We start from the raw sequence: 11,026 nt of genomic DNA, 5'->3' as shown, positions 1-11,026 counted from the left end.
GGGGGCCGGCATCGCGGCATCGGTGCCTTCGTCACCGAGCCGCGGGGAAAGTCGAGCGGGGTACGTCGATTCTGGCACAGGGCGCCCGTCCCGGGCCGCAGGCGCCTCAGCCCGCGCGCGCCGCTCGTTTCTCCTGCTGATACAGCCGGATCGCCTCGTAGCGCTCCGCCGAGCGGGCCCGTCTCTTCTCCGCCTGCTCCTCGCGGTTCTTGGGCGGCGCCGCCGTCACCAGATCGTCGAGCAGCCGACGCGTCGACGCCGCGATCTCCGCGACCGCCCGGTCGAACACCTCACGGTTCGCGCGCGACGGCGCGGTCGTCCCGGCGATCTTGCGGACGAACTGGAGCGCCGCCTCGTGACACTCCTCATCCGTGGCTGCGGGTTCGAGATTGTTCAGCGGGACGATGTTTCGGCACATACCGGCACCGTACGCCCGGTGCTCGAGCCACGGAAGGGGATGACACGTCCGCGCGGCCCTCGGTACGCTCTGGGCTACCCACGGTCACCGAGGAGAGAACATGACGAACACGCCGCCCCCCCGACTCCCCCGCCGCCCTACAGCCCGCCCCTCGGCCGGAGGCCCGTACCAGGGATCCCCCGCCGCTCCGACGCCCCCCCACCGCCCGGAGCTCCGTTCGGGCAGGACGCGCCGACCTCCCCACCGGGACGGGTGCTGTCCATCATCGGCCTCGTGCTGGCGTTCCTGTTGCCGCCCGTCGGTCTCATCCTCAGCATCATCGCCCTCGTCCAACTCGGCAAGGCCAGGGCACCCAGGGGCCTGGCGATCGCTGGCATCGTCGTCGGCGCCATCCTGACGATCCTCGCGATCATCGGCATCATCCTGTTGGTGACCGTGCTGGCCGGCGTGATCGGGATGTGCGCCGAGCTCGGCCCCGGCGTCTGGGACGTCGGCGGCGTCACGTATCGCTGCGGCTGACCGCGCCGCAGACAGGAAGGGCCGGATGCGTCGCATCCGGCCCTTCCTGCGTCCCCTTTCGGGGTCGGAGTTCACTTCTTGTAGTTCGGCGCCTCGACGACGATCTGCACGTCGTGCGGGTGCGATTCCTTGAGCCCGGCGGAGGTGATGCGCACGAACTTGCCGCGCTGCTTGAGCTCCTCGATGGTGCGGGCACCGACGTAGAACATCGACTGCCGCAGCCCGCCGACGAGCTGGTACGCCACAGCCGAGAGCGGCCCGCGGTACGGCACCTGACCCTCGATGCCCTCCGGGATCAGCTTGTCATCACTGGGCACGTCGGCCTGGAAGTAGCGGTCCTTGGAATAGGAGGTCTGCTTGCCGCGCGTCTGCATGGCGCCGAGCGACCCCATGCCGCGGTACTGCTTGAACTGCTTTCCGGACTGGAAGACGATCTCGCCCGGCGACTCGTCCGTTCCGGCGAGCAGCGACCCCAGCATCACGGCGTCCGCACCCGCCACGAGCGCCTTCGCGATGTCGCCCGAGTACTGCAGGCCGCCGTCGGCGATCACCGGGATCCCGACCGGACGCGCGGCGAGCGAGGCCTCGTAGACGGCCGTGACCTGCGGCACGCCGACACCGGCGACGACGCGGGTCGTGCAGATCGAGCCGGGTCCCACGCCCACCTTGACGGCGTCGACGCCCGCGTCCACGAGCGCCTGGGCGCCCTCACGGGTCGCGACGTTGCCGCCGATCACATCGATGTGGGCGAACGACTCGTCGGCCTTGAGGCGCTTGACGAGGTCGATCACGCCCTGCGACTGGCCGTTGGCCGTGTCGACCACGAGCACGTCCACACCCGCGTCGCGAAGGGCTTCGGCACGCTCCCAGGCGTCGCCGAAGAAGCCGATGGCGGCACCGACGCGCAGCCGTCCCTGGTCGTCCTTGGTGGCGAGGGGGTACTTCTCGCTCTTGTCGAAGTCCTTGATCGTGATGAGCCCGGCGAGCTTGCCGTCCTCGTCGATGAGGGGCAGCTTCTCGACACGGTGCTTGGCGAACAGGGCGATGACCTCGCCCGCCGCCACACCCACCGGAGCGGTGACGAGGTTCTCGCTCGTCATGACGTCCTTGACGAAGGTGCTCTGCCGCTCGAAGCCGGAGACGAAGCGCATGTCGCGGTTCGTGATGATGCCCACCAGCCGGCCCTCGTCGTCCACGACGGGAAGCCCGGAGATCCGGTACTTCGCGCACAACGCGTCGACCTCCTCCACCGTCGCGTCCTGGGTGGTGGTGATGGGGTCGGTGATCATGCCCGACTCGCTGCGCTTCACGCGGTCGACATGCGCGGCCTGGTCGGCGATGGAGAGGTTGCGGTGGAGGATGCCGATGCCGCCCTCCCGTGCCATGGCGATCGCCATCCGCGACTCGGTCACGGTGTCCATCGCGCTGGAGAGCAGCGGCGTCGCGACCGAGATGCGACGCGTGATCCGGGACGACGTGTCGGCTTCACTGGGGATGACGTCGGTGTGCCCCGGGAGCAGCAGCACGTCATCGTAGGTCAGTCCGACGAAGCCGAAGGGATCGTGCTGGTCCATTGATTCTCCTCCTGCGCGAGTGCGCGAGTCCGGGTGCGTAGGGGTGGGCGACGACGACCGGTGCGCGGGCGTGACCCGTATGGAGATTCTAAGCGAGACACGCCCGAGAACATTCCCAGCACCCGGTCGTTACCGGACCGTTGGCGGCGAGGATAGGTGAATCGTCGTTCGCCCATTACGCTCAAGTGCGTCGTCCATCCCCGCGGTTCGACCCGAGTCCGCGGAGACAGCACTCACAGTGGAGGTTGCGTGGGACCCACAGCACTCGCCGGACCGCGGAAGCGCCCCTGGGCTTTCGCCTTCTTCGGAATCCTGATGGCGCTCGCGGCATCACTCCTGCTCCCTCCCTCAGCGGCCTCCGCCGAGACCACGGACGACGGTCAGGAGGTCACCGACTTCTACTTCGCGGGTGTCGTCACCAACGGCGACGAGCCGGTCGAGGGCGTCGTGATGACGATCGAGGGCAACGGCTTCGACGCCGAGACCGAGACCGACGCCGAGGGCAAGTGGCGGCTGTACGTGCCCGAGAAGGAGACCTACACGCTGACGGTCGACGAGTCGACCCTCCCGGACGGCGTGATCGTCGATGCGACGCAGCTGCCCGAGGGGATCCAGCCGGTCTCCGGCACCACGGCGTCGTTCGAGCTGGAGTTCGGGCTCACCGGGACGAAGATCGTCAACTTCTTCCTCGGTGAGGGCGAGCGGGTGACCGTCTCCTTCCTCGATCAGCTCCTGTCCCGCATGGTCGGCGGCCTGAACTTCGGCCTCCTGCTGGGTCTCGCCTCGATGGGCGCCGCGCTGATCTACGGCACGACCCGGCTGTCGAACTTCGCTCACGGCGAGATGGTGACCTGGGGTGCGGTGATCACCCTCGTCTTCACGTCGTTCTGGCAGCTGCCGCTGTGGGCGGGCATCATCGCCGCGGTCATCGGCGGGGCGGCGCTCGGGTGGGCGCTCGACGCCGGCATCTGGAAGCCGCTGCGGCGGCGGGGCCTCGGCGTCGTCCAGCTCATGATCGTCAGCATCGGCCTCTCGCTCGCCCTGCGCTACGGCCTGCAGTACATCATCGGCGGGAACACCTATCAGCTGCCCGGCGCGAGCCCGGAGCCGATCCGCCTCGGACCGATCTCGCTGTCCTACATCGACATGATCGGCATGGCGACGAGCATCATCGTGATCCTCGGCGTCGCGTTCTTCCTCACCCGGACGCGGACCGGCAAGGCGACGAGAGCGATCTCCGACAACCCGCAGTTGGCGGCCGCTTCCGGGATCGACGTCGACAAGGTCATCCGCACCGTCTGGATTCTGGCCGGGACACTGGCCGCGATCTCGGGCATCCTCTGGGCGTACTTCCGGCCCGGCGTGAAGTGGGACATGGGCATGCAGATGCTGCTGCTGATGTTCTGCGCCATCACGCTCGGCGGTCTCGGCTCCGCGATCGGCGCCCTCATCGGCTCGATCATCGTGGGTCTCGCGGTGGAGGTCTCCACGCTCCTCGGCGTGCCGACGGACCTCAAGTACGCCAGCGCCCTCGTCGCGCTGATCATCATCCTGCTCGTGCGACCGCAGGGCATCCTCGGACGCAAGGAAAGGTTGGGCTGACGCATGGACTTCGGAAGCATCTTCGGCAACACCGCCTCCTATCTCTTCAGCCCGACGACGATCGCGTACGCGCTCGCGGCCACCGGCCTCGCGGTGCACTTCGGCTACACGGGTCTGCTCAACTTCGGCATGGCGGCCTTCATGGCGATCGGCGGCTACGGCTACGCCATCTCGATCCTCACCTTCGGCGTCCCGTGGTGGATGGGAGTCCTCGTCGGCATCACGGGCGGCGCGCTCTTCGCCCTGCTGCTGGGCATCCCGACTCTCCGCCTGCGTGCCGACTACCTCGCGATCGCGACCATCGCGGCCGCGGAGGTCGTGCGCCTGCTGTTCGTGACGGAGCTGTTCAAGGACTGGACGAACTCGGCCGGCGGACTCTCCGGGTATCACCAGAGCTTCCGCGACGCGAACCCGTTCCCGCCAGGGACCTACGGGTTTGGCCCGTGGACCTACAACGCGAACGACCTGTGGGTGCGGGTGTTCGGCCTCCTCACCCTCGCGCTGACGATCCTCGTGGTCTGGGCGCTCATGCGCAGCCCCTGGGGACGTGTGCTCAAGGGCATCCGGGAGGACGAGGACGCCGTGCGCTCGCTGGGCAAGAACGTCTTCGCCTACAAGATGCAGGCGCTCGTGGTCGGCGGCGTGATCGGCGCCCTGGGCGGCATCGTGTTCGTCCTGCCGTCGGCGGTCATCCCCGGCAGCTACTCCACCTCGCTGACCTTCTTCCTGTGGACGATCCTCCTGCTCGGCGGCGCGGCCACGGTGTTCGGCCCGACGCTCGGCGCCGTGCTGTTCTGGGTGGTGTTCGCCTTCCTCGGCGCGCTCCTCCCCGCGATGGCCACGGCCGGCTACCTGCCCATGACGAGCGCCCAGGCCGACGTGGTGCGCTACATCCTCATCGGCATCGTGCTGATGCTCATCGTCGTGTTCCGCCCGCAGGGCATCCTCGGGAACAAGAGGGAGATGACCTTTGTCAAGTGAGAACGACGCGGCCGTCACGCCCGCGAAGAGCACCCCTCGCGCCAAGACCACCGGCCTCGCCACCGGTCCTGCCGCCCCCGGGGTCAAGAAGGTCGACCCGATCCTGGTCGTCGACGCCGTGCAGAGGCGCTTCGGCGGCCTGACCGCCGTCGACGTCGATCACCTGGAGATCCCGCGCGGCGCCATCACGGCGCTGATCGGACCGAACGGTGCCGGCAAGACCACGCTGTTCAACCTTCTGTGCGGCTTCGACAAGCCCAACAGCGGCACCTGGTCGTACGACGGCAAGAACCTCTCCGGGATCCCCTCGTTCAAGGTGGCCCGGATGGGACAGGTGCGCACCTTCCAGCTCACCAAGTCGCTGTCGCTGCTGACGGTGCTGGAGAACATGAAGCTCGGTGCGAAGGATCAGCGCGGCGAGGGCTTCTGGGCCGGCCTGTTCCCGTTCCTGTGGCGCAAGCAGGAGGCCGAGATCGAGCAGCGCGCCCACGAGCTCCTCGTGCGCTTCAAGCTCGACGCCAAGGAGCAGGACTTCGCCGCCTCCCTCTCCGGCGGGCAGCGGAAACTCCTGGAGATGGCGCGGGCCCTGATGAGCGACCCGAGTCTTGTCATGCTGGACGAGCCGATGGCCGGGGTGAACCCGGCTCTCACGCAGTCGCTGCTCGACCACATCCTCGACCTCAAGGACCTCGGGATGACCGTGCTGTTCGTGGAGCACGACATGCACATGGTGCGCCACATCGCCGACTGGGTCGTCGTGATGGCCGAGGGGCGCGTCGTGGCCGAAGGGCCACCGGAGACGGTCATGGAGGACCCCGCCGTCGTGGACGCCTACCTGGGCGCTCACCAGGACGTGGACCTCGGCGCCGTCACCGGTCGTCTGCCGGTGATCTCCGACGCCGACGCCGAGCGCATCAGAGAGCAGATCGAGACCGAGGTCGAAGCCGAGGTCGAGGCCGAGGACACCGAGGAGGAGAAGCCGTGACCGACGCACCCGCCGAGCGGAACGAGATCAAGAACGACGACGTGGTCGTCGAGCTCACGAACGTCCACGCCGGCTACCTCCCCGGGGTGAACATCCTCAACGGTGCGAACCTCGTGGCGCACAAGGGCGAGCTGATCGGCATCATCGGTCCCAACGGCGCCGGCAAGTCGACGCTGCTGAAGGCCATCTTCGGCATGGTGAACGTGCGCGACGGCGACATCACCGTCAAGGGCGAGAGCATCGTCGGACTCAAGGCGGACAAGCTCGTGGCACGCGGGGTCGCTTTCGTCCCGCAGACGAACAACGTCTTCCCGTCGCTCACGATCCAGGAGAACCTCGAGATGGGGCTCTACCAGAACCCGAAGATCTTCGCGGAGCGGCTGGAGTTCGTCAGCAGCATCTTCGGTGAGCTCGGCAAGCGGCTCAAGCAGCGCGCGGGTTCGCTCTCGGGTGGCGAGCGGCAGATGGTCGCGATGTCGCGGGCGCTCATGATGGACCCGTCCGTGCTGCTGCTGGACGAGCCGTCGGCCGGCCTCTCCCCCGTGCGCCAGGACGACGCCTTCATCCGGGTCTCCGACATCAACAAGGCCGGCGTCACGACGATCATGGTGGAGCAGAACGCCCGCCGGTGCCTGCAGATCTGCGACCGCGGCTATGTGCTCGACCAGGGCAAGGACGCCTACGAGGGCACCGGCCGGGAGCTGCTGAACGACCCCAAGGTCATCGGCCTGTACCTCGGCACGCTCGGCACCGACGCCGCCTGACGATCCACGCCGACACGAGGAAGGCCCCGGATGCCGAAGCATCCGGGGCCTTCGTCGTGCGCCTTACTTGATGCGCGTGGTGACGTTCTCGGCGTCGAACTCGTAGACGCCGATCGCGGCACCCTTGGGGTCGTTGTTCTCGTCGAACGTGATCTCGCCCGAGAGGCCGTCGTAGTCCGGCGTGCCGCCGTCGTTGATGATGGCGGCGCAGTCGGCGAAGGTGTCGCACTTCTCGCCGTCGCCTTCACCGCCCGAGACGGCGATCATCTCGGCCGCGATGTCCGGCCCCTCCACGGAGCCGGCCTTGAGCGCCGACAGCGCCATGAGGACCACGGCGTCGTACGCCTCGGCGGAGTACGTCACGGCGTCGATCGGGTCGTTGCCCTCGGCGGTCCAGACCTCGTTCAGCTGGTCCAGGAAGTCCTGCGGCAGCTCGGCGCCGGCGCGGGTGCCCTTCGAGCCCTCGAGGCTGACGGAGATGTCCGCGCCCCAGTCCTTGAGGTTGCCGTCGACGAGGTACAGCGAACCGGTGTCGATCCCCGCGTTGCCGAGCAGCGGCGCGATGGTGGCGAACTGGTCGTAGGACACGATGGCGACCGCGTCCGGCTTCGCCGCGGCGATCTCGGAGACCTGCGCGTTGAACTGGCCGTCACCCTGGTTGTAGGACGCGTCGGCGACGACCTCGCCGCCCGTGCCCTCGAAGGTCGACTTGATCGCCTCGAACAGCCCGGTGCCGTACGGGTCGTTCTGGTAGATGATGCCGAGGGTCTTGTGGCCGTCCTCGGCGATCTGGTTGCCCAGCACTTCGCCCTGCAGGTTGTCGCTCGGCGCGGTGCGGAAGTAAAGCGGGTTGATACCCGTGAAGTCCGGCGACGTGTTCGACGGAGACACCGTGAGGATGTCCGCGCCCGCGTTGCCGTCGAGGATGAGCTTGGTGACGCTGGAGGATGCGGCGCCGACCATGGCCGTGATGCCCTCGTTGCGCAGGTTCGTGATCGAGGTCTCGTAGGCCTTGTTGTCGAGGTCGCCCTCGTCGGCACCGGTGAGCTCGATCGTCACGCCGGCGTCGGCCTCGTTGATCTGGTTCACGGCGAGCTGGACACCGGCTTCCATCGGCGCGCCGAGGAACGCGAGCGTGCCGGTGGCGGGCAGCAGCGAACCGAGCTTGAGCGTCAGGTCGGCGGCGGGCTTGTCACCGCCCCCCTCCGACGGCTCCGCGTTCGGCGTGCTGCTGCAGCCCGCGATGATGAGGGCGGAGGCGCTGACCAGCGCGATCCCGGCGAAGATCCTCGCGCTGCGCGAGCCCTTCAGTGCGTTCATGATGCTCCCTTGCGTAAACGAACGTGGATGGTGACCACAGTCGGGTGCTCTAACACTAGGGCGTGCGACCCGCGCGCAGGAGAGGCAAGTATCTCGGTGCGTTAACGATCCGATCCCGTCGTTTCCGGGCTCCGGTCGCAGTCTCAGAGCCCCGTCGCGCGGGCGAGGCGGCGCCCGCGGCGGGCGGCGAGCAGCAGGTCGACGACGAACACGGTGATCGCGAGCCAGACCAGCAGGAAGCCGATCCAGCGCTCCGCCGGCATGGGCTCGTGCAGCACGGCGACGCCGATCACGAACTGGAGGATCGGCGTGAGGAACTGCAGCATGCCGATGACCGTGAGGTCGACGCGCCGGGTGCCGGCCGCGAAGAGCAGCAGCGGGACGGCTGTGGCCACCCCGGCGCACGCAAGCAACACGGCGTGCGGCCAGCCGTTGGTCCCCAGTGTCAGTCCGGCGGGCGTCAGTGCCACGACCACGAGCTGCACGCCGGCGATCGGGATCAGCCAGAACGACTCGAGAGTCAGGCCGCTGACCGCATCGACCGCGGGGCCGATCTTCTTCTTGATGAGCCCGTACAGGCCGAAGGACGCCGTGAGCGACAGGGCGATCCACGGGAAGGCGCCGTACGCCACGATGATGACGACGACTGCCGCCCCCGCGATCGCGATCGCCGCCCACTGCAGGCGACGGATACGCTCCTTCAGCACGAACACTCCGAGCAGCACGGTCGTGATCGGGTTGATGAAGTAGCCGAGCGCGGTCTCCACGACGTTCTCGCTGAGCGTGCCGAGCACGAACACCTGCCAGTTCACGTAGATGAGCAGGCCGGCGAGCGCCGTCCACCCCAGCAGCCGCGGGTCGCGGACGATCGCACGGAACGCGGGCCACCCGCGGGTGACGGTGAGCAACAGGAGGCAGAAGACGAAGGAGAGCAGGACCCGCCAGGCGACGACCTCCCACGGGCCCGTGGGCTGGAGCAGGAGGAAGTACAGCGGGAGCACGCCCCACAGCAGGTAGGCGCTCCCGGCGTAGGCGACGCCCGCCGTCCGGGTGGCACGGGTCGTCTCGGGGGTCACCGCACAACCCTATGCCCGTCGAGGACCGGCCGATGTTCTCACGAACGCGAAAGAGGGCCCGGATGCCGAAGCATCCGGACCCTCTTCGGACCGGGCCGCCGTCCGCGGGCGGAGGCAGCCGGGGTCTGCGATCAGCGGACGACGACCGCCAGGACGTCGCGAGCCGACAGGACGAGGAACTCGTCCGCGCCGAACTTCACCTCGGTGCCGCCGTACTTGCTGTAGAGCACGCGGTCGCCGACGGCGACGTCGAGCGGAACGCGGTTGCCGTTGTCGTCGATGCGGCCGGGGCCGACCGCCACGACCTCGCCCTCCTGGGGCTTCTCCTTGGCGGTGTCGGGGATGACCAGGCCACTCGCGGTGGTCTGCTCGGCCTCGACCTGCTTGATGACGATGCGGTCCTCGAGCGGCTTGATGGAAACCGACACGGTCTACCTCTTCTTTCTTGACGCTGACACGAAAGACTCGTTCGCACTCTCAACCCGAGAGTGCTAATGCCAGTGTAGGCGGTCGGCTGGCACTCATGCAATGCGAGTGCCAACCCGGGTCGGTCGCCGGGCGGGACCTAGGCTGAGAGGGTGGAGATGTCCGAGCTGCGCGCCCTGCTGACCCCTGCCGGCCTCGAACTGCTCGACGCCGTCGGGCCGATCACGTCCACCGCCGAGGCCGCGACCGCCGTGTCGCGGCTCCGCGCCGCGGGCCACTCCCCCGACCTCGTCTCCGCGGTCGTCGGCCAGGCGCACCTGCGCGCCAGGGCCACGGCGAAGTTCGGTCCGTTCGCCGCGCGCATGCTGTTCACCCGCGCGGGCCTCGAACAGGCCACGCGCCTCGCGGTGGCCGCACGGCACGCTCAGCGGATCCGTCGCGCGGGCCTCGCCGAGGTGGCCGATCTCGGCTGCGGCATCGGCGGCGACGCCCTCGCGTTCGCCGGCGCCGGCCTCACCGTGCTGGCGGTCGACGCCGATGAGGTGACCGCGGCCCTCGCCGCCTACAACCTCGCGCCCTTCGGAGACGACGCCGCGGTGCGCCACGCGACCGCGGAGGAGGCGCTCGGAGAACCTGTCGCCGGGCAGGCCGTCTGGATGGATCCGGCTCGCCGCACCTCCGGTCACAGCGAGACCAGACGTGTCTCCGCCGACGACTACTCGCCCTCCCTCGACTGGGCCTTCGGCGTCGCCGCGGAGCGCCCGACCGGGATCAAGCTCGGTCCCGCCCACGACCGCGGCACCCTGCCGCTGGACGCGGAGACGCAGTGGGTCAGCGCCGACGGCAGTGTCGTCGAACTCGTGGTGTGGTCGAGGGAGCTGGCGCGGGAGGGCGTGCGGCGCTCGGCGCTCGTGATCCGCGGCGAGCGCTCGCACGAGCTCACCGCCCCCGCCGACACCGAGGACGCCCCCGTCCGGTCCCTCGGCGCGTTCCTCCACGAACCGGACGGTGCCGTCATCCGGGCCCGCCTCATCGGCGACGTCGCCCGCAGCCTCGACGCCGGAATGCTCGACCCGCGCATCGCGTACCTGACCTCCGACGCCGCCCTCACGAGCCCGTTCGTGCAGTCCTTCCGCGTCCGGGAGACGCTGCCCATCACACCCAAGACGATCAACGCGGCCCTGAACGCGCACGGCATCGGCCGCATCGAGATCAAGAAGCGCGGAGTGGATGTCGACCCTGCGGCCTTCCGCAGGAAGCTGACCCTGCGCGGCGATGCCGAAGCGACGCTGATCCTCGCGCGGTACGGCGACCAGCGGCGGGCGATCCTCGCCGACCGGGTGCCGGCGGCGGACTGAGCG

At 68.9% G+C, this 11,026-nt stretch carries 11 protein-coding genes; 6 read left to right on the top strand and 5 right to left on the bottom strand.

Annotated elements, in window-relative coordinates; all coding sequences use genetic code 11:
- Positions 1-106: 106 nt before the first annotated feature.
- Positions 107-418 (bottom strand): DUF2277 domain-containing protein, encoded by a 312-nt coding sequence (locus FY549_RS08335; RefSeq protein WP_149084625.1) that lies wholly within the window; start codon positions 416-418, stop codon positions 107-109.
- Between the two features lie 252 nt (positions 419-670).
- Between FY549_RS08335 and FY549_RS08330 the strand changes: the two genes are divergently transcribed.
- Positions 671-937 carry a hypothetical protein gene (locus tag FY549_RS08330; RefSeq protein ID WP_149084624.1) on the top strand — a complete coding sequence of 89 codons (267 nt, stop codon included), beginning with the start codon at positions 671-673 and terminating at the stop codon, positions 935-937.
- Positions 938-1,008: 71 nt separating this feature from the next.
- Here the strand turns inward: FY549_RS08330 and guaB are convergent, their stop codons facing one another.
- Positions 1,009-2,511 (bottom strand): IMP dehydrogenase, encoded by a 1,503-nt coding sequence (gene guaB / locus FY549_RS08325; RefSeq protein WP_149084623.1) that lies wholly within the window; start codon positions 2,509-2,511, stop codon positions 1,009-1,011.
- A 315-nt stretch (positions 2,512-2,826) separates the two neighbouring features.
- On the opposite strand from guaB, the gene FY549_RS08320 reads away from it, so the two are divergent.
- The 4 genes from FY549_RS08320 to FY549_RS08305 are packed head-to-tail and all read left to right on the top strand — an operon-like array spanning position 2,827 to position 6,843.
- On the top strand, positions 2,827-4,113 hold the full coding sequence (locus FY549_RS08320; protein ID WP_149086047.1) for an ABC transporter permease subunit: 1,287 nt from the start codon (positions 2,827-2,829) through the stop codon (positions 4,111-4,113).
- A gap of 3 nt (positions 4,114-4,116) precedes the next feature.
- Positions 4,117-5,094, top strand: a complete 978-nt coding sequence (locus FY549_RS08315) for a branched-chain amino acid ABC transporter permease (protein WP_149084622.1) — start codon at positions 4,117-4,119, stop codon at positions 5,092-5,094.
- Positions 5,084-6,079 (top strand): ABC transporter ATP-binding protein, encoded by a 996-nt coding sequence (locus FY549_RS08310; RefSeq protein ID WP_149084621.1) that lies wholly within the window; start codon positions 5,084-5,086, stop codon positions 6,077-6,079. Before FY549_RS08315 ends, FY549_RS08310 begins: the two co-directional genes overlap by 11 nt.
- 26 nt (positions 6,080-6,105) lie before the next feature.
- Entirely contained in the window at positions 6,106-6,843 is a 738-nt protein-coding gene (locus FY549_RS08305; protein ID WP_149086046.1) for an ABC transporter ATP-binding protein, read from the top strand.
- Between the two features lie 63 nt (positions 6,844-6,906).
- Here FY549_RS08305 and FY549_RS08300 read toward each other — a convergent pair whose 3' ends face one another.
- From FY549_RS08300 to groES, 3 genes are all read right to left on the bottom strand, one after another.
- On the bottom strand, positions 6,907-8,163 hold the full coding sequence (locus FY549_RS08300) for an ABC transporter substrate-binding protein (protein WP_149084620.1): 1,257 nt from the start codon (positions 8,161-8,163) through the stop codon (positions 6,907-6,909).
- A gap of 143 nt (positions 8,164-8,306) precedes the next feature.
- Entirely contained in the window at positions 8,307-9,239 is a 933-nt protein-coding gene (gene rarD / locus FY549_RS08295; RefSeq protein ID WP_149084619.1) for an EamA family transporter RarD, read from the bottom strand.
- Positions 9,240-9,370: 131 nt separating this feature from the next.
- A complete protein-coding gene (gene groES, locus FY549_RS08290) occupies positions 9,371-9,667 on the bottom strand; it encodes a co-chaperone GroES (protein ID WP_017203655.1) in 297 nt (98 codons plus the stop codon).
- Between the two features lie 150 nt (positions 9,668-9,817).
- Here groES and FY549_RS08285 point away from each other — a divergent pair, with 150 nt between their 5' ends.
- Positions 9,818-11,023 (top strand): class I SAM-dependent methyltransferase, encoded by a 1,206-nt coding sequence (locus tag FY549_RS08285; protein WP_149084618.1) that lies wholly within the window; start codon positions 9,818-9,820, stop codon positions 11,021-11,023.
- Positions 11,024-11,026 lie beyond the last annotated feature (3 nt).

The sequence above is a fragment of the Microbacterium sp. 1S1 genome, from assembly GCF_008271365.1.
In the GTDB taxonomy this organism is placed as follows: domain Bacteria; phylum Actinomycetota; class Actinomycetes; order Actinomycetales; family Microbacteriaceae; genus Microbacterium.
This window is presented reverse-complemented; position numbering and strand designations above follow the sequence as displayed.

Coding starts and splice junctions, on each gene's coding strand:
- FY549_RS08320 (WP_149086047.1), top strand. CDS start 2,827: ATGGCGCTCGCGGCATCACTCCTGCTCCCTCCCTCAGCGGCCTCCGCC.
- FY549_RS08315 (WP_149084622.1), top strand. CDS start 4,117: ATGGACTTCGGAAGCATCTTCGGCAACACCGCCTCCTATCTCTTCAGC.
- FY549_RS08335 (WP_149084625.1), bottom strand. CDS start 418: ATGTGCCGAAACATCGTCCCGCTGAACAATCTCGAACCCGCAGCCACG.
- guaB (WP_149084623.1), bottom strand. CDS start 2,511: ATGGACCAGCACGATCCCTTCGGCTTCGTCGGACTGACCTACGATGAC.
- FY549_RS08300 (WP_149084620.1), bottom strand. CDS start 8,163: ATGAACGCACTGAAGGGCTCGCGCAGCGCGAGGATCTTCGCCGGGATC.